Below are 21398 nucleotides of genomic sequence, written 5' to 3'. Positions count from 1 at the left end.
ACCGGACGACGTGGTCCGGTCGTCGGCCCACGTTGCAAAGGTCCGTTCCTGCCATGCGCATAGGTGTGCTCACTTCCGGTGGCGACTGCCCCGGTCTCAACGCCGTCATCCGCTCCGTCGTGCACCGCGCCGTGGTCGACCACGGCGACGAGGTGATCGGCTTCCTCGACGGCTGGAAGGGCCTGCTGGAGGCGGACTACCGCAAGCTCGACCTCGACGCCGTCGGTGGCATCCTCGCCCGCGGCGGCACCATCCTCGGCTCCTCCCGGGTCCAACCCGCGCACCTGCGCGACGGTGTGGAGCGCGCCCGCGGTCACGTCGCGGACCTCGGCCTCGACGCGATCATCCCGATCGGCGGCGAGGGCACCCTGAAGGCCGCGCACCTGCTCTCCGAGGCCGGTCTGCCGATCGTCGGGGTCCCGAAGACCATCGACAACGACATCGCCTCCACCGACGTCACCTTCGGCTTCGACACCGCCGTCGGGGTCGCCACGGAGGCGCTCGACCGGCTGAAGACCACCGCCGAGTCCCACCAGCGCGTGATGGTCGTGGAGGTCATGGGTCGCCACACCGGCTGGATCGCCCTGCACTCCGGCATGGCGGCCGGCGCGCACGCGATCGTCGTCCCGGAGCGCCCCTTCGACATCGACGAGCTGACGGAGATCGTCGGCGAGCGGTTCTCCGCGGGCAAGCGGTTCGCGATCGTCGTGGTCGCCGAGGGCGCCAAGCCCAAGCCCGGCTCGATGGACTTCGAGGAGCGCGGCAAGGACATCTACGGCCACGAGCGGTTCGCCGGCATCGGCAACCGGCTCGCCGTGGAGCTGGAGAACCGCCTGGGCAAGGAGGCCCGGCCGGTGATCCTGGGCCACGTCCAGCGTGGCGGCACGCCCACCGCGTACGACCGGGTCCTGGCCACCCGCTTCGGCTGGCACGCCGTGGAGGCCGCGCACCGCGGCGAGTTCGGCATGCTGACCGCGCTGCGCGGGACGGACATCGTGATGGTGCCGCTCTCGGAGGCGACCTCGACCCTCAAGACGGTGCCGTCCGAGCGGTACGACGAGGCGCAGACCGTTCTGTGACGTCCCCTTCCGTGACGCCCCTTTTGTGACAGGCCGCCCCCGCGCGCACGAGCGCTCGGGGGCGGCACTACTGTGGTGGGGCATCACGGTCAAGGGAGTGAACAGATGGATCACAGCGGGCACGGCATGGACATGCACATGGACATGGACCTGCCGCCGTTCACTCTCGGGCGTGGGCTGGAGTTCTCCTTCGACGCCTTCTTCCTGATCGGCTCGCTGGTCGGGCTCGCCCTGTACGGGTGGGGCGTGCTGCGGCTGCGCCGGCGCGGGGACTCCTGGCCGCTGGGCCGGACCATCGCCTTCACCGTGGGCGTGCTGACCGTGATCCTCGTGATGTGCACCAAGCTGAACGACTACGGCATGGTCATGTTCAGCGTGCACATGGTGCAGCACATGGTGATCAGCATGATCACCCCGATCCTGGTGCTGCTGGGCGCCCCGGTGACGCTGGCGCTGCGCGCGCTGCCGCCCGCCGCCCGCGGTCACAAGGGGCCGCGCGAACTGCTGCTGATGCTGCTGCACAGCCGGTACATGAAGGTGATCACGCACCCGGCCTTCACGATCCCGATGTTCATCGCGAGCCTCTACGCCCTGTACTTCACCCCGCTCTTCGACTTCCTGATGGGGAGCCGGACCGGGCACATCGCGATGATGGTGCACTTCCTCGCCGTCGGCCTGATCTTCTTCTGGCCGATCATGGGCATCGACCCGGGCCCGCACCGGCCGGGCTACGTGATGCGGATGCTGGAGCTGTTCGCGGGCATGCCCTTCCACGCCTTCTTCGGCATCGCCCTGATGATGGCGAGCCAGCCGATGATCAAGACGTACGAGAACCCGCCGGCGTCCCTCGGCATCGACCCGCTGCTCGACCAGCAGTGGGGCGGCGGCATCGCCTGGGCCTTCAGCGAGATCCCCTCGGTCCTGGTCCTGATCGCCCTCGTCTACCAGTGGTACCACTCGGAGCAGCGGGCCGCGCGGCGGTCCGACCGGGCCGAGGACCGCAGCGGTGACAAGGAGCTGGCTGCGTACAACGCGTATCTCGCGTCGCTCCAAGCGCGTGGCCAGTAGCGCGACACCGGCTTCGCGCGCCACCATGGGGCATGACCGGATCCGTTAAGGCGATGTGCGTCATGACCTTCGCCGCTCTGGTGGCCGTCGCCGCGTATTCCGTGGCCCTCGGCAGCAACGGCTGGCTGTGGTTCGGCTGGGTGGTGCTGGGGCTGCTGACCGCCGGGATGGCCGCGACGCGCAATGTCTGAGTAAGGTCCCTTCCCGCCCCCTGACGTCCCGCGGCTCACCGTTCGTAAAATGGCGGTGACAACGGGACATCGACAGGAGCGGCCTGGTGTTCTACCACTTGCTCAAGCACGTGTTGCTCGGCCCTCTGCTGCGGCTGCTGTTCAGACCTCGGATCGAGGGTCTGGAGAACATCCCGGCCGAAGGGGCCGCCATCGTCGCGGGCAATCACCTGTCCTTCTCCGACCATTTCCTGATGCCCGCGATCCTCAAGCGGCGGATCACCTTCCTGGCGAAGGCCGAATACTTCACCGGACCCGGGGTCAAGGGGCGGCTGACCGCCGCCTTCTTCCGCAGTGCCGGGCAGATCCCCGTGGACCGCTCGGGCAAGGACGCCGGGCAGGCCGCCCTGCGCGAGGGGCTGGCGGTGCTGGCCAAGGACGAGCTGCTGGGCATCTACCCGGAGGGGACGCGCTCGCACGACGGCCGGCTCTACAAGGGCAAGGTGGGGGTGGCGGCGATGGCCCTGGGCGCGGGGGTACCCGTGGTGCCCTGCGCGATGGTCGGCACCTTCGAGATCCAGCCGCCCGGCAAGAGGATCCCGAAGATCCGGCGGGTGACGATCCGCTTCGGCGAACCGATGGACTTCTCCCGGTACGCCGGGATGGAGCGCGAGCGGGCGGTCCTGCGGGCGGTCACCGACGAGATCATGTACGCGATCCTCGGACTGTCCGGCCAGGAGTACGTCGACCGGTACGCGGCCGAGGTCAAGGCCGAGGAGGAGGAACAGCGGAAGAAGGCCCGGCGCACGACGCGCTGAGCCTTCTCCCGCTCGCTCCCGCCGGTCCTTACCGGACGGCGGGCAGCTCCTCCGGCGCCGGGAGCGCCGAGGACTCGGCCCGGGCGTCGGACGACAGGGACTTCGCCGCGGCCGGGGCCGGGGCCACGGGGGTGGCGTGCGGGGCGCACGTCACGTCCTTGGCGTCGACCTTGCCGGTGAGCAGGTAGCTGTCCACCCGGGTGTTGATGCAGGGGTTCACCAGGCTGGTGACACCGTGCGAGCCGGCGCCCTTCTCGGTGATCAGACGCGAACCGGCGAGACGGCGGTGCAGCTCGACCGCGCCCTTGTACGGCGTGGCCGCGTCCCGCTCGGACTGGACGATCAGTACGGGCGGCAGCCCGTGCTTGGCGCCGACCGCGATCGGGGTGCTCTGCTTGGCCTTCCAGGTCGCGCAGGGCAGGTTCATCCACGCGTTGGACCAGGTCAGGAACGGGTACTTCTGGTGCAGCTTGGTGTTGTCCCGGTCCCACTTGGACCAGCTGGTGGGCCACTTCGCGTCGGCGCACTCGACGGCGGTGTACACGGCGTTGCTGTTCTCGGAGGCCGCGTTGCCCTTGGTGTCCGTCATGTCCGGGGCGATGGCGTCGATCAGCGCCTGCTCGTCACCGGCCTCGTACGCGGCCCAGGTCTGGGCGACGGGCACCCAGGAGGAGTCGTAGTACGGGGCGCCCTGGAAGAAGCCGATGAGCTCGGCCGGGCCGACGACCCCACCGAGCGGGGCGGCCTTGGCCTTGGCGCGCAGCTTCTGGTAGCGGGCCTCGACCTTGGCGCGGGTGTCGCCGAGGTGGAAGACGGCGTCGTTCTTGGCGACCCAGTCCTGCCAGTCGTTCCAGCGCATCTGGAAGGCGACGTCCTGGCCGAGGTTGGCCTCGTACCAGATGTTGTCCTGCGACGGGTCCACCACGCTGTCGACGATCATGCGGCGCACGTGGGTCGGGAAGAGGGTCGCGTAGACCCCGCCCAGGTAGGTGCCGTAGGAGACGCCGAGGTAGTTCAGCTTCTTCTCGCCGAGGCCGGCCCGGATCACGTCGAGGTCGCGCGCGGTGTTCGGCGTGGTCATGTGCGGCAGCATCTCGCCGCTGCGCTCCTTGCAGCCGTCCGCGTACTCGGCGGCGAGCTTGCGCTGGGCGCGCTTGTCGGCCTCGGAGTCCGGGACCGGGTCGGCCTTGGGGGCCTTGACGAACTCCTGCGGGTCGATGCAGGAGATCGGCGCCGAGTGGCCGACACCGCGGGGGTCGAAGCCCACGAAGTCGTAGGCCTTGGAGGTGTTGACCCACAGCGGGCTCTTGGTGGTGACGCGGCGCGGGAAGCGCATGCCGGAGCCGCCGGGGCCGCCGGGGTTGTAGACGAGCGCGCCCTGGCGCTCCTCCTTGGTGCCCGTGCTGCCGATCCGGTCGACGGCGATGTCGATGGTCTTGCCGTACGGCTTCGCGTAGTCGAGCGGAACCTTCACCCAGCCGCACTGGATGGGCTTCTCGAAGCCCCAGTCCGCCGGGCAGTCCTTCCAGTCGATCCCGGCACGGGCGGCGCGGGCGGCGGCGATCTGAACGCCCAGCGCCTCCGGCAGCCTGCCGTCGCTGCCGGCGGAGGCCGCCGCGGCCGGCGGGGCCAGCAGCAGGCTCGCCGCGAGTGTGCCGGTGATCAGTGTGGCGGCGCTCCCCAGCGCCGCGTTGCGTATCACGTGGTTGTTCCCCCTGCGTCAGGTACCGCCGTGGGCGGCCGGGTTGGTCGGGTTCGGTCGTCGGCGTGCAGGGGGATCCTGTCGTCTGATCGGGACCTGGCGACAGGGCCGGATCGACTTCTTTGCCAACCCGATAACCGGAAAGGCGTGTACCGCTGAGCGGTGCCTGATGCGTCCCGCTTTCACCACCCGTACGTTCGGCAGGCCGCGTCGAGCAGTTCGCGCACCCGCAGGGCGTCCGGGGCCAGGGCCGTGACCAGGACGGCCGGACCGGCCAGCGGCGTCACCGCCGCGAACTCCCCCAGGACCGCCGCGGCGGGCGCGTCCTCGGCGAAGGCGGGGTCCACGACGAGGAGTTGACCGAGCGCCCGGTGCCCGGCCAGGCCGGCCGGACCGTCCCAACCGCCGGGCGCGCCGGGGCCGCAGGCGAGTTCCTGGTCCAGCAGCGGACGCCCCCGGTACTCGACGGCGAGGCGACTGCGCAGCAGCCCCGGAACCTCCCCGGTGCGGCCGAGCACCTGCTCCTCGCGCAGCACCAGCCGCGCCGTGGGGGCGAGTCGGACCCGGGTGCGCACCCTCAGGTCGCTGCCGCGCACCGAGACCAGCGGCTCGGGCAGCCACCGGAGCGTGGCCCCGTCCTCCAGGGTGAGGTGGACGTCGTACCGCGCGGGCGCTCCGGTCCGGCCGGGCAGTGCGAGGGTGGCCGCGGCGGAGCCGAGGGAGAGGTGCGCACCGGGGCCGACGGTGGCCTCGACGGTGAGGTGGTCCCCGCCGAGCGGGGCGCTCATCGCGCCGACCAGCATGACCCCGGCCTCGACCCGCGACGACGAGCGGGTGCGGCGCAGCGCGAGGGGGCCCTCCCCGGCGAGCAGCGGCAGGGCGGTGCCGCCGCGCCCGTCGGCCACGGCGTGGATGCGGGCGGTGGCGCGCAGGCCCGCGGGCGGCGTCGGTGGTGCCTGCGCGATGTCCTCGGTGGTCGCGGCGTTCACCGCGAGGACCAGGCGGCGATCCGCTCGCGCACCCAGGCGGCCACCGGGCCGACCCCTTCGGGGCCGCGCAGCGACTGGAAGGCGACGGGGAGTTCGCCGCGCTGCTCGGCGGCGTCGCGGGCCATCCGGCCGAGGTCGGAGCCGACGTGCGGGGCGAGGTCGGTCTTGTTGACGACGAGCAGGTCGGCGGTGGTGACACCGGGGCCGCCCTTGCGGGGGATGTCGTCCCCGCCGGCCACGTCGATGACGAAGATCTGGGCGTCGACGAGTCCGCGGGAGAAGGTGGCGGTGAGGTTGTCCCCGCCGGACTCGACGAGGATCAGGTCCAGTCGGCCGTGTTCCCGGAAGGCGTCCTCCAGTTCCTCCACGGCTTCCAGGTTGGCGGAGATGTCGTCGCGGATGGCGGTGTGCGGGCAGGCCCCGGTCTCGACGGCGGCGATCCGCTCGGGCGGCAGCACGGCCTCGCGGAGCAGGAACTCGGCGTCCTCGCGGGTGTAGATGTCGTTGGTCACGACGGCCATGGACAGCTCGGAGCGCAGCGCGCGGCACAGGGCGGCGACGGTGGCGGTCTTGCCCGAGCCCACCGGTCCGCCGAGTCCGATGCGCAGCGCCCGCCGGGTGCCGTCGGGGCGCAGGGGGTCGGCGCTGTGGGTGTGCCGGTGGGGGTAGGTCACGGCGTGGTCGAGGTGCATGGGGGGTGTCTCCTTCGGGAGGTCAGGAGGTCAGGAGGTCGAGGGGTCAGGAGGCGAAGAGGCGGACCGGCCAGTCGGCATGGACCTGCGCCGAGATGTCCAGCAGCGGCGAGGAGGCCGCGGGCAGCGCCTGCGGGCCCTGGGAGCGGGCGCGCAGCGCGGCCCGCTCCGCCTCGGCGGCGACGGCGTCGAGTTCGGGGGCGAGTCGGGCCAGTACGCCGCTCGCCTCGAAGGGGTCCAGGCCCAGCAGCCGTACGGTCGCCGTGGCGGGCCCGCCGACGCTCTCGTACGCCGCCACGTGCGCGGCGTCCGACGGCCCGAGGCCGGCCGCCCGGGCGGTGACGCCGAGCACCACGGGCTGGTGGGCCCCGCGCGGGAACGCCGCGGCCAGGGCCTCCAGTTCGGCGGCGGGCCAGGTGGCCCGGGCGGCCCGCAGCAGCTGCCGCCCCAGCCGTCGGGCCGCGGTGCGCAGCGCCGGGGAGGGGGTACGGGCGTCGGCGGCGGCGTCGAGGGCGGCCGGGTCGAGCCCGAGGGCGGCGGCCGCGGCGAGCGCGGCGGCGGTGAGGCCGGCGGTGTGCAGCCGGCCCCGGCAGAAGTCCTCCAGGGTGGCGGCGTCATGGATCCGGCCCGCCTTGCAGGCGGCCTCGGCCCCGCCGGAGTGGGCGTGGCCCCCGGCGGGGAAGCGGCCGTCGGCGAGGACGAGCAGCGCGGCGCGGCTCATCGACAGGGACCTCTTCTCGAACGGTCGGAACGGTGGGGACGGTCGGGACGCGGAGAGCGGTCAGAACAGGAAGTAGCGCTGGGCCATGGGCAGTTCCGCCGCGGGCGCCGGTTCCACGGGCTCCCCGTCGATGGTGACCGTGAAGGTGTCGGCGTCGACCTCGACCCTCGGCATGGCGTCGTTGCCCCGCATGTCGGCCTTGGTGACCTTGCGGGTGCTCTCGATGGCCACGAACCGCTTGCCCAGCCCGAGGCGTTCGGGCAGCCCGTCGTCGAGCGCCGCCTGGGCGGTGAAGTTCAGCGAGTTGAGGCCGGGTGCGCGGCCGTGGCTGCCGAACATGGGTCGGGGCAGGACGGGCTGCGGCGTGGGGATGGAGGCGTTGGCATCGCCCATCTGCGCGTAGGCGATCTGGCCGCCCTTGATGACGAGTTCGGGCTTGACCCCGAAGAAGGCCGGGTTCCACAGGACCAGGTCGGCGAGTTTGCCGGTCTCGACGGAGCCGATCTCGCGGGCGAGCCCTTGGGCCACCGCGGGGTTGATCGTGTACTTGGCGACGTAACGGCGGGCCCGGTGGTTGTCGGCGGGGCCGTCGCCGGGGAGGAAGCCGCGGCGCTTCTTCATCACGTGGGCGGTCTGCCAGGTGCGCAGGACGACCTCGCCGACCCGGCCCATGGCCTGGGAGTCGGAGGAGATGATGGAGATGGCCCCGAGGTCGTGGAGGACGTCCTCGGCGGCGATGGTCGAGGGTCGGATCCGCGATTCGGCGAAGGCGAGGTCCTCGGGGACGGCCGGGTTGAGGTGGTGGCAGACCATCAGCATGTCGAGGTGTTCCTCGACGGTGTTGACGGTGTGCGGCCGGGTGGGGTTGGTGGAGCTGGGCAGTATGTTCGGCTCGGAGACCACGGTGATGATGTCGGGTGCGTGCCCGCCGCCCGCGCCCTCGGTGTGGTACGAGTGGATGGTCCGCCCGGCGATGGCGGCGAGGGTGTCGGCGACGAATCCGGCCTCGTTGAGCGTGTCGGTGTGGATGGCGACCTGGGCGCCGGTCTCCTCGCAGACCGAGAGGCAGGCGTCGATGACGGCGGGGGTGGCCCCCCAGTCCTCGTGGATCTTGAATCCGAGGGCGCCGCCGCGCAGCTGGGAGTGCATCGCCTCGCGGGACATGGTGTTGCCCTTGCCGAGCAGGCCGATGTTGACCGGGTAGGCCTCCAGGGCCGCGAACATCCGGGCCAGGTGCCAGGGCCCGGGGGTCACGGTGGTGGCCTTGGTGCCTTCGGCCGGTCCGGTGCCGCCGCCGACGAGGGTGGTGATCCCGGAGGCGAGCGCCTCCTCGATGACCGTCGGGGAGATGAAGTGGACGTGGGCGTCGATGGCGCCGGCAGTGACGATCTTCCCGTTGCCGGCGATGATCTCGGTCTCGGGGCCGATGACCAGTGCGGGATCGACCCCGTCCATGGTGTCGGGGTTGCCGGCCTTGCCGATGCCGCAGATCCGGCCGTCGCGGATGCCGAGGTCTGCCTTGACGATGCCCCAGTGGTCGAGGACGACGACGCCGGTGATCACGGTGTCGGGGGCGCCCTCGGCCCGCGTGGTGCGGGCCTGCCCCATGGATTCACGGATCACCTTGCCGCCGCCGAAGACGGCCTCGTCGCCGGCCCGCCCGGGGCCGCCGCCGAGGTCCTGCTCGATCTCGACGAAGAGGTCGGTGTCGGCGAGGCGGATCCGGTCTCCGACGGTCGGCCCGAAGAGGTCGGCGTACACCTGGCGCGAGAGCTCAGCCATCGAGCGGTCCTCCGGTCTCGCCGCGCAGTCCGGGCACGGTGCGCGAGCCCCCCAGGGGGACGAGTTCCACCGCGACCGGGATGCCCGGCTCGAAGCGGACGGCGGTACCGGCGGCGACGTTGAGCCGGAGCCCGTGGGCGGCGGCGCGGTCGAAGTCGAGGCCGGGGTTGGCTTCGGCGAAGTGGTAGTGGGAGCCGACCTGGACGGGCCGGTCGGCGGCGTTGAGCACGGTGAGGCGGGTGACGGGACGGCCCTCGTTGAGGAGCACCGGGCCGTCCCCGTAGGCGATTTCGCCGGGGATCATGCGGGGGTACTCCGTTTCAGACGATCGGGTCGTGGACGGTGACGAGCTTGGTGCCGTCCGGGAAGGTCGCCTCGACCTGGACGTCGTGGATCATCTCGGGGATCCCCTCCATGACCTCCTCGCGGGTCAGGACGGTGCGGCCCGAGGCCATCAGCTCGGCCACGGTCCGGCCGTCACGGGCACCCTCCAGGAGGTGCGACGTGATCAGCGCGATCGCCTCCGGATGGTTGAGGCGGACCCCGCGCGCCCTCCGTTTCTCGGCCACGTCGGCGGCCACGTGGATGAGCAGTCTCTCCTGCTCGTGCGGTGTCAGTTGCACGTGTATCACCAAGCTTCCGGGACAAGATCAACAAGGGGCGGGGCGACCCTATCGGCCTTCAACACTTTGTTGACCTGCGCATATCCGAACCAAGCGAGTCTTGCCCAACACTGGGAAAGGCTTTCCGCCCCGACCACCGCCGCTTTACCGGATCATGGGTGATCATTGGCGGTCGAACGTGGCCGCCACGCTAAGCGCTGCGCTTTTCCGCTGAGTTAACCCACGTTTCCGGCAGGTACCCGGTTCAACTCCGGTGCCCCACGCGCCCGATTCCGTATACGGCTCCGCACGCGGACGCCCCCGAGGAGACAGATGTTCATCAATCCCGTCCGACACATCACCTTCGACGCCCTCGACCCCTACCGGGTCGCCGAGTTCTGGTCCGCGGTGACCGGCTACACGTTCCACCCCGACGACGTGGAGGGGGACGACGAGGTCATGCTGGAGCCCGGCCGGCCCGGGGTGCCGGGGCTGCTCTTCATCCGGGTCCCGGACGCCAAGTCCGTCAAGAACCGGGTCCACTTGGACATCCAGCCGTCCACGGGCACCCGGGACGAGACCGTGGAGCGCCTGATCGGCCTCGGCGCGAAGCTCGTCGACGACCGCCGCGACGCGGACGGCGTGGCGGGCTGGGTCGTACTCGCCGACCCCGAGGGCAACGAGCTGTGCATCGAGCGCAGCGCGGGCGAACGCGGCCTGCTCTGAGCCGTCCCCGGCAGGTCAGCGGCCGAAGACGCTCCGCGCCGGGGCGCCGACGGCCCAGGGCAGCGCGATCCACACCGTCTTGCCGCCGTCCTCGGTCGGGGTGACCGAGAGCCGGCCGCCCGCCTCCGCGGTCAGCCAGCGGATGATCACCATGCCCCGGCCGTTGTCCTGCTGGACGGCGGCCGGGAGCCGCTTGGGCCAGCGCGGGTGGCTGTCGGTCACCCCGACGCGCAACCACTCCTGGCGCTCCAGGCGGATGTCGACGGTGAAGGTGGGCGACTGGCCGAAGGTGTGCTGCACGGCGTTGGTGGCGAGCTCCGAGACGATCAGCCGGACGCTGTCGGCGGTGTCGGCGTCATCGGGGAGTCCCCACTCGCTCAGCACCTCCGCGACGTAGCGTCGGGCAGTGGCGACCGAGGCGGGATCGCTCGGCAGAGTGACGGATGCTTCCTGGTGATCTGCCATGGCGACGGTCCCTTTCCCACCGGGGCGAAAAGCCCCGGATCTGTGCTGGACGCCAGAGTGCCACCCATCGTGCCGTCACATCTGCCTTTCCCCCAAGATATGCATATATCTGTCGCTCGATGCGGTGAACTCTGCTACGGAAGAGCGTATTTGGACGGCAAACTGGTGCGAGCTGTGCCGGTGGAAGGAGGCGGGTGTGCAGCACGGTCCCGCGGTGCGCCGACGCAAGCTCGGCGAGGAACTGCGTGCCCTACGCGACCGGTCCGGACTCACCAGTGGTGAGGCGGCCCGGATCATGGGGTGGCACCAATCGAAGATCAGCCGTATCGAGACGGGCCGCAGCGGCGTGAAGCCGGAGGACATCCGGCTCCTCCTCGATGCCTACGGGGAGATCGTCAGCCCCGAGCAGCGCGCGCTGCTGGAGGCGCTGTCGGCCTCGGCCGCCGGCCCCGGTCCGGCGGGCGACACCGGGCGCGGCCGCCAGTGGTGGCACGACTACCGGGGGCTCCTGCCGCAGGAGTACCGGGACTTCATCAGCCTGGAGGCCGGGGCGCGGTCGGCCCGCACCGTGGAGCTGTCCGTGGTGCCGGGTCTGCTGCAGACCCCGGAGTACGCGCGGGCCGTGACCCGGGCGGCGCTGGGCGGGCTTCCGGAGCCGAAGGTGGACGCGCTGGTCGACGTACGGTTGGCCCGGCAGACGGTGCTGCGGGCCGATCCGCCGCTGGAGCTCAGCGCCGTACTGGACGAGGCGGTGCTGCGCCGTCAGATCGGCGGGCCCGGGGTGATGGCCGAGCAATTGCGACATCTGGCGGAGGTGTCGAGGCTGCCTCAAGTGCGCCTGCAGGTGCTTCCGTTCAGCGTCGGAGGGCATCTCGGCCTGACCGGACCGTTCGTTATTTTTTCATTTCCGGACATCGCTGATCTGGATGTGGTGGTACTCGACCATTTGACGAGTAGCCTCTATCTGGAGCGGAAGGAAGACCTTGAGGCGTACGGCGCCGCGTTCCGCACCATCCAGGCGCACGCCCTCCCGCCCCAGGACTCGTCGGATCTCATCAGCTCACTCGCTGACGACGCGTAAGGAGGCACCCCCGTGTCCGCAACCCCGTTATCTCCCGGCGGACTTCGGATCAGCGCGCGGTGGCGGCGGAGCAGCCGCAGCACCGGAATGAACAACTGCGTGGAAGCGGCAGTCCTGGACGGCGGTCTGCTGGCCGTCCGTGACTCCAAGCGGACGGACGGCCCGGCCGTGCTCTTCACCGGATCCGCCTGGACCGGCTTCCTCGCCTCGGTACGGGCCGACGTGCACGCGTAGCCCGGCCCGGGACCACCCGGACACCGACCGGGAACACCCCGGGAGCGACCGGTACCGCCCGGAAACCCCGAACGCCCAGGACTTCGGCCGCTACGGCCTACCGGCCCCGGCCGTCCGTGGCTCCGGCGGGTGCGGTCGCCAGGATCGTCCCGACCGCCCGATCGATCTCGTCCCCCGTGAGATCGGCCCGGGCGGTCAGCCGCAGCCGGGAGATGCCGTCCGGCACCGACGGCGGACGGAAGCACCCCACGAACAGTCCCGCCTCGCGGCAGTCGGCGGCCCAGCGCAGTGCCGTCGACGCCGAGGGGGCCCGTACCGACACCACGGCCGCGTCCGGCCGGGCCGCGGTCAGGCCGGACGCGGTGAGTCGCCCGTACAGCTGGGCGGCCACCTCGCGGGCGCGGTCCGCGCGCTCCGGTTCCCGCCGGAGCAGGCGCAGGCTCGCCAGCGCCGCTCCGGCGGCGGCCGGGGCCAGTCCGGTGTCGAAGATGAAGGTGCGCGCGGTGTTGACCAGGTGCCTGATCACCTTGGCCGGACCGAGCACGGCCCCGCCCTGGCTGCCCAAGGACTTCGAGAGGGTCAAGGTGGCGACCACGTAGGGCGCCCCCGCGAGCCCGGCGGCGTGCAGCGCGCCCCGGCCGCCCTCGCCCAGCACGCCCAGCCCGTGGGCGTCGTCGACGACCAGGGCGGCGCCCTCGTCCCGGCAGGCGGCGGCGTACTCGGCCAGCGGGGCGGCGTCCCCGTCCACGGAGAACACCGAGTCGCTGACCAGCAGCGCCCGGCCCTCGTGCGCGGCGAGCGTCTTGCGCGCGGTGTCCGGGTCGGCGTGCGGGACCACGGCGGTCCCGGCGCGCGAGAGCCGGCATCCGTCGACGATCGAGGCATGGTTCCCGGCGTCGGACACGACCAGCGTCCCCCGGCCGCTGAGCGCGGTGACCGCGGCCAGATTGGCGGCGTAGCCGGAGGACAGGACGAGCGCGGCCTCGAAGCCGCAGAAGGCGGCGAGCTCCCGCTCCAGTTCGGTGTGCAGCTCGGTGGTGCCGGTCACGAGCCGCGAACCGGTGGCTCCGGCGCCCCAGGTCTCTGCCGCCTCCTGCGCCCCGCGGACGGTCTCGGGGTGCAGGGACAGACCGAGGTAGTCGTTGCTCGCGAGGTCCAGCAGCGGCGACACGGACGGCCGGGGGCGCAGGGTGCGGACGAGGCCGGCCTCCTCCCGCGCGCGCTCCGCGTCGTCGATCCACGCGAAGACGTCCACCGGGTCGGGAGTGAGCTGGGGCATCGGCACGTCCTCGTGTTTTGTCGGCAGTCCACAGACCTGCCCCGACCCTAGCTCGCGTGACCGCTGCGCCAGGTGTGGTGATACACACACACCCATCCGGCCATGTTGTGCGATCTCTCCTTGGCCGGGAGCGGGGGTGTGGGACAGGATCTGGTCCATGGACCTGCTGAACACCCTGGTGGACAAGGGGCTGCGGCGCGAGCTGCCGACCCGCGAAGAAGCGCTCGCCGTACTGGCGACTTCTGACGACGAACTGCTCGACGTGGTGGCCGCCGCCGGCAAGGTGCGCCGCCAGTGGTTCGGGCGTCGCGTCAAGCTGAACTACCTGGTCAACCTGAAGTCGGGCCTGTGCCCCGAGGACTGCTCCTACTGTTCCCAGCGCCTGGGATCGACGGCCGGGATCCTCAAGTACACCTGGCTGAAGCCCGAGGAGGCCTCCCAGGCCGCCGCCGCCGGAGTCGCGGGTGGCGCCAAGCGGGTCTGCCTGGTCGCCAGCGGCCGCGGGCCGACGGACCGGGACGTGGACCGCGTCGGCAAGACCATCGCGGCGATCAAGGAGCAGAACGAGGGCGTCGAGGTCTGCGCGTGCCTCGGCCTGCTCTCGGACGGCCAGGCGGAGCGACTGCGGGACGCGGGCGCGGACGCCTACAACCACAACCTCAACACGTCCGAAGCGACGTACGGGCAGATCACCAAGACCCACACCTACGCCGACCGCGTCGACACGGTGCAGAAGGCGCACGGCGCCGGTCTGTCCGCGTGCTCCGGTCTGATCGCGGGCATGGGCGAGAGCGACGAGGACCTCGTCGACGTCGTCTTCTCGTTGCGCGAGCTGGACGCGGACTCGGTGCCGGTCAACTTCCTGATCCCGTTCGAGGGCACCCCGCTGGCCAAGGAGTGGAACCTCACCCCGCAGCGCTGCCTGCGCATCCTGGCGATGGCACGGTTCGTCTGCCCCGACGTCGAGGTCCGCCTCGCCGGCGGGCGCGAGGTGCACCTGCGCTCGATGCAGCCGCTGGCCCTGCACATCGTCAACTCGATCTTCCTCGGCGACTACCTGACCAGTGAGGGCCAGGCCGGTCAGGCCGACCTCGACATGATCGCGGACGCCGGTTTCGAGGTGGAGGGCGCCGGTACGTCGACCCTTCCCGCGCACCGCTCCGACATCGCGGCCGCCGCCACCGGTGGGGGCTGCGGTTCGAACGGCGGCGCCTCGCTCTGCGGTTCGGGCGCGCCCGCCGAGGGCGACGAGGCCGCGGGCTGCGGCTCGGCGTGCGGCGGCTGCTCCGGCCACGCGCCGGCGGCCCGGACGTCCGCACCGGTCCAGGCCGAGGCCGGCGAGGTCCGCCCGGAGCTGGTGGCGGTGCGCCGACGCGGCGCGGGGACGGACGTCGCCCCCAATGCCTGATCAGCTCGGCCCCCTGTCGGCCGGCGCGGAACTGCTCGCGCTGGACCGGCAGCACGTCTGGCACCCGTACGGCCCGATGCCCGGGCGGCAGGAGCCGCTGGTCATCGCCTCCGCCTCGGGGGTGCGGCTGCGGCTCGCCGACCCGTCCCAGGGACACGGTCACGAAGAGCTGGTCGACGGCATGTCCTCCTGGTGGTCGGCCATCCACGGCTACAACCACCCGGTGCTCAACGAGGCCGCCACCGCGCAGCTGGGCCGGATGTCGCACGTGATGTTCGGCGGGCTCACCCATGAGCCCGCCGTCCGGCTCGCCGCCAAGCTCGTCGAGATCACCCCGCCGGGGCTGGAGCACGTCTTCCTCTCCGACTCGGGCTCGGTGTCCGTCGAGGTCGCGGTCAAGATGTGCCTCCAGTACTGGCGTTCGCTGGGGCGGACGGGCAAGACCCGGCTGCTGACCTGGCGCGGTGGCTACCACGGGGACACCTGGCAGCCGATGGCGGTGTGCGACCCCGACGGCGGGATGCACGAGCTGTGGCAGGGTCACCTGCCGCGGCAGGTCTTCGCGGACGCGCCGCCCGCCGGTTTCGACACGCCCGTGGACCCGGCGTACGCCGACCACCTGCGCGCCACGATCTCGGCGCACGCGGACGAGCTGGCCGCGGTCATCGTGGAGCCGGTGGTGCAGGGTGCGGGCGGTATGCGCTTCCACCACCCGGGCCACCTGCGGGTACTGCGCGAGCTGTGCGACGAGTACGGGGTCCTGCTGATCCTGGACGAGATCGCCACGGGCTTCGGCCGTACGGGCGCGCTCTTCGCGGCCGACCACGCGGGGATCACCCCGGACGTGATGTGCCTGGGCAAGTCGCTGACCGGCGGCTACCTCACGCTGGCGGCCACGCTGTGCACGCCGCGGGTGGCGGACGGCATCTCGCAGGGCGAGGTCCCGGTGCTGGCGCACGGGCCGACCTTCATGGGCAACCCGCTGGCCACGGCCGTGGCCCTGGCCTCGATCGAGCTGCTGCTCGGTCAGGACTGGGCGACGGACGTCAAGCGGATCGAGGCGGGGCTGCGCGAGGGCCTGGCGGCGGCTTGGACCATCCCCGGGGTGAACGACGTACGCGTCCTGGGCGCCATCGGCGTGGTCCAGCTCGACCACGAGATCGACGTGCCGGCGGCCACCTGGGCGGCGGTGCGCGAGGGCGTGTGGGTGCGCCCGTTCCGGGACCTGATCTATGTCATGCCGCCGTTCGTGACCGGCGACGAGGACGTGGCCCGGATCTGCCGTGCGGTGTGCGCGGCGGCGCAGGAAGGTTGAGATGTCCGTATTGATGGTGTCCGGCACGGGCACCGAGATCGGCAAGACGGTGGTCACGTCGGCGATCGCGGCCGCCGCGGTGGCCGCCGGCCGCTCGGTGGCCGTGCTCAAGCCCGCGCAGACGGGTGTCGGCCCGCAGGAGCCGGGGGACGCCGCGGAGGCGGTCCGACTGGCCGGCCCCTCCGTCACGGCGGTGGAACTGGCCCGCTATCCGGAGCCCTTGGCCCCGGACACGGCGGCCCGGCGCTCGGGACTGGCGACGCTCTCCCCGGCGCAGATCGCGGAGGCCGCGCAGCGGCTTTCGCAGGACCATGACCTGGTCCTGGTGGAGGGCGCGGGCGGACTGCTCGTGCGCTTCGACGAGGCGGGCCACACGCTGGCCGACGCGGCCCGCCTGCTCGGCGCGCCGACGCTGCTCGTCGCCCAGGCGGGTCTCGGCACGCTCAGCTCCACCACCCTCGCGGCGGAGGCGCTGCGGGCCCGGGACCTGATCGGGTCGGGTGTGGTGGTCGGCAGTTGGCCGCGGATCCCGGATCTGGCGGCCCGCTGCAACCTGGCGGACCTCACGAAGTCCTCGGGACTGCCGCTGCTGGGGGCGGTCCCGGAGGGTTCGGGAACCCTCACGCCGGACCGGTTCCGCGCGTCGGCCCCGACCTGGCTGGCCCCGTCACTCTCGGGCACCTGGGCGGTGGATTCCTTCCTCTCCACGTGGGCCCCGCCGCCCTACGTCCCGGCCACCCCCGACCCCGCCGGCGTCTGAGGCGCGGGGCGGGCGACGGGGGCGCCGGGCGGGCGCAGAGCGGCTTCACCGCGGCGGGTCCTCCCCGGTGAGTCCGTCGACGGACTCACGGATGAGGTCGGCGTGGCCGGCGTGGCGCGCGTACTCCTCGACGAGGTCGAGAAGGACGCGCCGGAGGTTGGGGCGTTCGCCGCTCCGGGTGGTGTGGGCACCGAGTTGGTCCAGCCCACCCGCGCCGAGCGCCTCGTCGACGATGGCGCGGGAGCGGGCGACCGCTCCCCGCCAGAGGGCGTGGAGCGCCTCCGGCGTGTCCTCGGCGGCGGAGCGGTGGTCCCAGTCGGGGGTGCTCTCCCAGTCGACCGCGTCCCAGGGAGCACCGACCGGGGAGCCGAGCCACAGCCGGGCGAAGTGACTGTCCTCCACGTGCGCCAGGTGCTTGAGGAGGCCGCCGAGAGTGATCGTGGACGTGCCGAGTGTGGCGCGCAGGCCGGCGGCGTCCAGGCCGGAGCACTTCCAGGCCGAGGTGGCCCGTTGGCGTTCGAGTGCGCCGAGGACGGCCGCCGCCTCGGTGCCGGCGAGGGGCGGTTCCGGCCAGGCCTCCGCGGTGGGATCGGTCATGGCCGCGAACCTTGATCGGCGACGCCGACGGCGCCGACGGCGCGGCCTGCGGGTGACGGACCGAGCGGCTTGACCCAGCGCGTCCACTGCTCCTGGGGCCGGTAGCCCACCGCGTCCCACACCCGGTGCGCCCGCTCGTTGCGGTCCAGCACCATCGCGTCCCCCCGGCGCCCGCCGAGCGCCACGAACCGCTCCTCCGCGGCGGACAGCAGCGCGGCCCCGACGCCTTGCCTGCGGTGCCCCGGATGCACGGCGAGCCGGTAGAGGTGGCAGCGCCATCCGTCGAATCCGGCGATCACCGTGCCGACGAGTTCCCCGTCGCGCCGGGCGAGGAGCAACGCCCCGGGGTCCCGGTCGTGCAGACGCTCGACCCCGGCGAGATCGTCGCTGATACTCGTTCCCTCCGCGGCGGCCTTCCAGAAGTCCAGGACCGCGGCCAGGTCGGTGGTCGCCGCAGGGCCGATATGAAGATCAGTCATGGCCGAACCCCATCATCCGGTCGCGCTCCGCCGAAAGAATGATCCGTTCCCTTTGCTTGTCCTTTACCATGTGGTGAAAGGTCCCTCTTGAGTGAAAGGTGTGAGCGTCCGCCCATGGGCGAGCCTCCCAGTCCCCGACATACCCGTTCGCAACATCGCGCGATCCCCCGCCTCCTGGCCGATCATGGGACGGAGGTGATCGACCGATGACCGAGGTGCTCCTGCTCGTCGTGGCACTGGTGCTCTGCATCGTCTGCGGGGTCTTCGTCGCCGCCGAGTTCTCGCTGACGACCGTCGAACGCAGCGAGCTCGAACGAGCCGTCGAGCGCGGCGAGCGCGGCGCGGACAGCGCCTTGGCCGCCGTCCGCACCCTGACGTTCCAGCTCTCCGGCGCCCAGCTCGGCATCACCGTCACCGGCCTGGTCATCGGCATGATCTCCAAGCCCTCGATCTCCGCCCTGCTCCAGGGCCCCTTCGAGGCCATGGGCCTGTCGACCGCCACCGCCTCCTCCGCCGCGCTGATCCTCGGTACCGCGCTCTCGACCGTCGTCCTGATGGTCGTCGGCGAGCTGGTGCCCAAGAACTGGGCGATCTCCTCCCCGCTCGCGATCGCCAAGCGCGTGGCGACCATGCAGCGGGTCTTCAGCCGGGCGTTCCGGCCCCTGATCAGCCACCTCAACACCACCGCGAACCACATGGTGCGCCGCTTCGGCCTGGAGCCGGCCGAGGAGCTGGCCTCCGCCCGCACGCCGCAGGAGCTGGTCGCCCTCGCGCGCCACTCGGCGAAGGCCGGCGCGCTGGAGAAGGACACCGCCGAGCTGTTCGTCCGTACGCTGAACCTCGCCGATCTGACCGCCGAGAACGTGATGACTCCGCGCGTCCAGGTCACCGCCCTCGACGTGCAGACCACGGCCGAGGACGTCGCGAACGCGACGCTGGCCACCGGCCTGTCCCGCTTCCCGGTGTACCGGGGCAGCCTCGACACCGTCGTCGGCACCGTCCACGTCAAGGACGTCCTGGCGCTGCCGGCCGCGGAGCGTCGCCGCCGCCCCGTGTCGCAGCTGCTGCGCGAGCCCCTGTTCGTACCGGAGTCGCTGACCGTGGACCGGCTGCTGGACCGGCTGTCCGGCAAGCAGACGATGGCCGTGGTCATCGACGAGTACGGCGGCACGGCCGGCGTGGCCACGCTGGAGGACATCGTCGAGGAGGTCGTCGGCGAGGTCCGCGACGAGCACGACCCGCACGAGACCCCGGATCTGGCCCCGGCCGGTACGGACGAGGCCGGGCACCTGCTCTACTCCGCCGACGGCGCGGCGCGCACCGACCAGCTCCGGCTGATCGGGCTGCGCGTGCCGGACGGCCCGTACGAGACCCTGGCCGGCCTGATAGCGACCGAGCTGGGCCGGATCCCGGCGGTCGGCGACCGGATGGAACTGAACGGCTGGCGCCTGGACGTGGTGGACGCCGTCGGGCGTCGGGCCTCGCGTGTGCTGCTGCACGCCCCGGCCGAACCCGCCGAGGGTACGGAGGAGGCCCGATGACCGTCATCCAGCTGCTGATCGGCCTGGCGACCCTGGTCGTCAACGCCTTCTTCGTCGGCGCGGAGTTCGCGCTGATCTCGGTCCGGCGCAGCCAGATCGAACCGTACGCCGAGCAGGGCGACCGGCGCGGCCGCGCCGTCCTGTGGGGCCTGGAGCACGTGTCGGCGCTGATGGCGGCGGCCCAGCTGGGCATCACGCTGTGCACCCTGGTGCTGGGTGTGGTGGCCGAGCCGGCCATCGCGCATCTGCTGACCCCGCTGTTCGACCTGGTCGGGGTACCGGCGGGCCTGACCCACGCGATCTCCTTCGTGGTGGCGCTGACGCTGGCGACGTACCTGCACATGCTCTTCGGCGAGATGGTGCCGAAGAACGTGGCGCTGGCCGAGCCCGTGCGGACCGCGCTGCTGCTGGGGCCACCGCTGGTGACGCTCACGCGGGCGCTGCGGCCGGTGATCTTCACGATCAACGCCTTCGCCAACACCCTGCTGCGCCTGCTGCGGGTGGAGGTGAAGGACGAGGTCGGCGCGACCTTCACGGACGACGAGCTGGCCCGGATGGTCAAGGACTCCAGCGACGCGGGGCTCCTGGACGACCGGGCGAGCGAGCGCCTGCACGACGCCCTGGAACTGGGCCGGCGTCCGGTGACCGACGTGGTGCTGCCGGCGGACCGGGTGGTGACGGCCCGCGAGGGCATCACCCCGGGCGGGCTGGAGCTGCTGTCGGCCGACTCCGGGTACTCCCGGTTCCCGGTGATCGACGCGGAGCACAAGATCCTGGGCTACCTGCACGTGAAGGACGTCCTGGACGTGGACGACGAGGAACGGGACGAGCCGTTCCCGGTGTCGGCGCTGCGACCGATCGCGCAGGTGCGGGCGGAGACCCCGTTGGACGACGCCCTGACCGCGATGCGGCGCAGCCGTACGCACCTGGCGGCGGTGCTCGGGGCGGACGGCGCCATGACGGGCCTGGTGACGATGGAGGACGTGCTGCGGGAGCTGTTCGGCAGGCCCCCCTCCATGTGATCGTTCGAGGTGTGCGGTCCCCGGCCCTGCGCGGCCGGGGTACCGCGCGGTAACATCACTCCGCCATGGAGATGAATGCCTCTTACACCAGTTTTGTCGCGATCGGTGACTCCTTCACCGAGGGCATGTCCGACCTGCTTCCGGACGGCTCCTACCGCGGATGGGCGGATCTGCTGGCCGCCCGCCTCGCCGCCCGGGAGCCGGGCTTCCGCTACGCGAACCTCGCGGTCCGCGGCAAGCTGATCGGCCAGATCGCCGAGGACCAGGTCCCCGTGGCGGCGGCGATGGGCGCCGACGTGGTGACCCTGGTGGGCGGGCTGAACGACGCCCTTCGCCCCAAGGTGGACATGGGCCGGGTGCGCGACCACCTGGAGTCGGCGGTGGAACTCCTGGCCCCGTCCTGCAAGCGCCTCGTCCTGATGCGCTCCCCGGGGCGCAACGGGCCGGTCATGGAACGCTTCCGCCCGCGCATGGAGGAGCTCTTCGCCACCATCGAGGAGCTCGGCGCCAGGCACGGCGCCGTGGTGGTCGACCTCTACGGGGCTTCCGTGCTCGCGGACCCCCGGATGTGGGACGTCGACCGGCTGCACCTGACCGCCGAGGGCCACCGCCGGGTCGCGGAGGCCGTGTGGCAGGCGCTGGGTCTGCCCGCCGAACAGGACTGGCGCACCGCACTGCCGACCGAGGCTCCCCCCGGCTGGGGCGTGCGCCGGGCCCAGGACCTCAGCTTCGCCCGGCAGCATCTGCTCCCCTGGATCGGCCGCCGCCTGACGGGCCGCTCCTCCGGGGACGGCCGCCCGGCCAAGCGCCCCGAGCTGCTGCCGTACGAGGACAGCGCCTCGTAGCAAGCCACAATCCCGAGTGGTGG

Annotated in this window: 24 protein-coding genes; 13 read left to right on the top strand and 11 right to left on the bottom strand. The window is 72.1% G+C overall.

Annotated elements, in window-relative coordinates; all coding sequences use genetic code 11:
- Positions 1 to 53: 53 nt before the first annotated feature.
- The 4 genes from ACWG52_RS31625 to ACWG52_RS31610 all read left to right on the top strand — a co-directional run bounded on the left by ACWG52_RS31625 (position 54) and on the right by ACWG52_RS31610 (position 3135).
- Positions 54 to 1079: a 6-phosphofructokinase gene (locus ACWG52_RS31625; RefSeq protein ID WP_266358931.1), complete on the top strand. Its 1026-nt coding sequence runs from the start codon at positions 54 to 56 to the stop codon at positions 1077 to 1079.
- Positions 1080 to 1184: 105 nt separating this feature from the next.
- Positions 1185 to 2147 carry a cytochrome c oxidase assembly protein gene (locus tag ACWG52_RS31620; RefSeq protein WP_033220950.1) on the top strand — a complete coding sequence of 321 codons (963 nt, stop codon included), beginning with the start codon at positions 1185 to 1187 and terminating at the stop codon, positions 2145 to 2147.
- A 32-nt stretch (positions 2148 to 2179) separates the two neighbouring features.
- Positions 2180 to 2338 carry a hypothetical protein gene (locus ACWG52_RS31615; RefSeq protein WP_030719054.1) on the top strand — a complete coding sequence of 53 codons (159 nt, stop codon included), beginning with the start codon at positions 2180 to 2182 and terminating at the stop codon, positions 2336 to 2338.
- An 86-nt stretch (positions 2339 to 2424) separates the two neighbouring features.
- Positions 2425 to 3135, top strand: coding sequence for a lysophospholipid acyltransferase family protein (locus ACWG52_RS31610; protein WP_389808502.1), 711 nt, complete (start codon positions 2425 to 2427; stop codon positions 3133 to 3135).
- A gap of 28 nt (positions 3136 to 3163) precedes the next feature.
- Here ACWG52_RS31610 and ACWG52_RS31605 read toward each other — a convergent pair whose 3' ends face one another.
- From ACWG52_RS31605 to ACWG52_RS31575, 7 genes are all read right to left on the bottom strand, one after another.
- Positions 3164 to 4837, bottom strand: coding sequence for an alpha/beta hydrolase (locus ACWG52_RS31605; protein WP_389808499.1), 1674 nt, complete (start codon positions 4835 to 4837; stop codon positions 3164 to 3166).
- A gap of 182 nt (positions 4838 to 5019) precedes the next feature.
- The gene (locus ACWG52_RS31600; RefSeq protein WP_453126608.1) at positions 5020 to 5826 is read right to left on the bottom strand and encodes an urease accessory protein UreD; all 807 of its coding nucleotides are present in this window, start codon (positions 5824 to 5826) and stop codon (positions 5020 to 5022) included.
- On the bottom strand, positions 5823 to 6518 hold the full coding sequence (gene ureG / locus ACWG52_RS31595) for an urease accessory protein UreG (protein ID WP_390135603.1): 696 nt from the start codon (positions 6516 to 6518) through the stop codon (positions 5823 to 5825). Before ureG ends, ACWG52_RS31600 begins: the two co-directional genes overlap by 4 nt.
- Positions 6519 to 6564: 46 nt before the next feature.
- On the bottom strand, positions 6565 to 7239 hold the full coding sequence (locus ACWG52_RS31590; protein WP_033220943.1) for an urease accessory protein UreF: 675 nt from the start codon (positions 7237 to 7239) through the stop codon (positions 6565 to 6567).
- 60 nt (positions 7240 to 7299) lie between these two features.
- A complete protein-coding gene (locus ACWG52_RS31585) occupies positions 7300 to 9021 on the bottom strand; it encodes an urease subunit alpha (RefSeq protein ID WP_390135601.1) in 1722 nt (573 codons plus the stop codon).
- Positions 9014 to 9325 (bottom strand): urease subunit beta, encoded by a 312-nt coding sequence (locus tag ACWG52_RS31580; protein WP_033220939.1) that lies wholly within the window; start codon positions 9323 to 9325, stop codon positions 9014 to 9016. Before ACWG52_RS31580 ends, ACWG52_RS31585 begins: the two co-directional genes overlap by 8 nt.
- 16 nt (positions 9326 to 9341) lie before the next feature.
- A complete protein-coding gene (locus ACWG52_RS31575) occupies positions 9342 to 9644 on the bottom strand; it encodes an urease subunit gamma (RefSeq protein WP_030011137.1) in 303 nt (100 codons plus the stop codon).
- 312 nt (positions 9645 to 9956) lie between these two features.
- Here ACWG52_RS31575 and ACWG52_RS31570 point away from each other — a divergent pair, with 312 nt between their 5' ends.
- Positions 9957 to 10349: a VOC family protein gene (locus ACWG52_RS31570; protein ID WP_386234063.1), complete on the top strand. Its 393-nt coding sequence runs from the start codon at positions 9957 to 9959 to the stop codon at positions 10347 to 10349.
- A gap of 15 nt (positions 10350 to 10364) precedes the next feature.
- Here ACWG52_RS31570 and ACWG52_RS31565 read toward each other — a convergent pair whose 3' ends face one another.
- Entirely contained in the window at positions 10365 to 10814 is a 450-nt protein-coding gene (locus ACWG52_RS31565) for an ATP-binding protein (RefSeq protein ID WP_389808484.1), read from the bottom strand.
- 196 nt (positions 10815 to 11010) lie between these two features.
- Between ACWG52_RS31565 and ACWG52_RS31560 the strand changes: the two genes are divergently transcribed.
- Together ACWG52_RS31560 and ACWG52_RS31555 are read left to right on the top strand one after the other, a co-directional pair.
- Positions 11011 to 11895 carry a helix-turn-helix domain-containing protein gene (locus ACWG52_RS31560; protein ID WP_033220933.1) on the top strand — a complete coding sequence of 295 codons (885 nt, stop codon included), beginning with the start codon at positions 11011 to 11013 and terminating at the stop codon, positions 11893 to 11895.
- Positions 11896 to 11907: 12 nt separating this feature from the next.
- The gene (locus ACWG52_RS31555) at positions 11908 to 12129 is read left to right on the top strand and encodes a DUF397 domain-containing protein (RefSeq protein ID WP_453126603.1); all 222 of its coding nucleotides are present in this window, start codon (positions 11908 to 11910) and stop codon (positions 12127 to 12129) included.
- A gap of 97 nt (positions 12130 to 12226) precedes the next feature.
- Here ACWG52_RS31555 and ACWG52_RS31550 read toward each other — a convergent pair whose 3' ends face one another.
- Positions 12227 to 13408, bottom strand: coding sequence for an 8-amino-7-oxononanoate synthase (locus ACWG52_RS31550; RefSeq protein ID WP_389808479.1), 1182 nt, complete (start codon positions 13406 to 13408; stop codon positions 12227 to 12229).
- Positions 13409 to 13565: 157 nt separating this feature from the next.
- Between ACWG52_RS31550 and bioB the strand changes: the two genes are divergently transcribed.
- Genes bioB through bioD form a run of 3 tightly spaced genes read left to right on the top strand, consistent with a single transcriptional unit; the run spans position 13566 to position 16891 of the window.
- On the top strand, positions 13566 to 14816 hold the full coding sequence (gene bioB / locus ACWG52_RS31545; RefSeq protein WP_389808477.1) for a biotin synthase BioB: 1251 nt from the start codon (positions 13566 to 13568) through the stop codon (positions 14814 to 14816).
- Entirely contained in the window at positions 14809 to 16131 is a 1323-nt protein-coding gene (locus ACWG52_RS31540; RefSeq protein ID WP_390169122.1) for an adenosylmethionine--8-amino-7-oxononanoate transaminase, read from the top strand. Before bioB ends, ACWG52_RS31540 begins: the two co-directional genes overlap by 8 nt.
- Position 16132: 1 nt before the next feature.
- Positions 16133 to 16891 carry a dethiobiotin synthase gene (bioD, locus tag ACWG52_RS31535; RefSeq protein WP_389808472.1) on the top strand — a complete coding sequence of 253 codons (759 nt, stop codon included), beginning with the start codon at positions 16133 to 16135 and terminating at the stop codon, positions 16889 to 16891.
- A gap of 45 nt (positions 16892 to 16936) precedes the next feature.
- On the opposite strand, the gene ACWG52_RS31530 is transcribed toward bioD, so the two are convergent.
- Together ACWG52_RS31530 and ACWG52_RS31525 are read right to left on the bottom strand one after the other, a co-directional pair.
- A complete protein-coding gene (locus ACWG52_RS31530) occupies positions 16937 to 17488 on the bottom strand; it encodes a DinB family protein (RefSeq protein WP_389808469.1) in 552 nt (183 codons plus the stop codon).
- Positions 17485 to 17967 carry a GNAT family N-acetyltransferase gene (locus ACWG52_RS31525; protein WP_389808467.1) on the bottom strand — a complete coding sequence of 161 codons (483 nt, stop codon included), beginning with the start codon at positions 17965 to 17967 and terminating at the stop codon, positions 17485 to 17487. Before ACWG52_RS31525 ends, ACWG52_RS31530 begins: the two co-directional genes overlap by 4 nt.
- A 206-nt stretch (positions 17968 to 18173) precedes the next feature.
- Between ACWG52_RS31525 and ACWG52_RS31520 the strand changes: the two genes are divergently transcribed.
- The 3 genes from ACWG52_RS31520 (at position 18174) to ACWG52_RS31510 (ending at position 21375) form a co-directional block, all read left to right on the top strand.
- A complete protein-coding gene (locus ACWG52_RS31520; RefSeq protein WP_389808464.1) occupies positions 18174 to 19508 on the top strand; it encodes a hemolysin family protein in 1335 nt (444 codons plus the stop codon).
- Positions 19505 to 20530 (top strand): hemolysin family protein, encoded by a 1026-nt coding sequence (locus ACWG52_RS31515; RefSeq protein ID WP_389808461.1) that lies wholly within the window; start codon positions 19505 to 19507, stop codon positions 20528 to 20530. Before ACWG52_RS31520 ends, ACWG52_RS31515 begins: the two co-directional genes overlap by 4 nt.
- A gap of 65 nt (positions 20531 to 20595) precedes the next feature.
- Positions 20596 to 21375 (top strand): SGNH/GDSL hydrolase family protein, encoded by a 780-nt coding sequence (locus ACWG52_RS31510; RefSeq protein WP_389808458.1) that lies wholly within the window; start codon positions 20596 to 20598, stop codon positions 21373 to 21375.
- Positions 21376 to 21398 lie beyond the last annotated feature (23 nt).

The sequence above is a fragment of the Streptomyces sp. CLCI03 genome (genome assembly GCF_053615355.1).
Note: the sequence above shows the minus strand (reverse complement) of the source record. Positions and strands in the feature narration are given on the sequence as shown.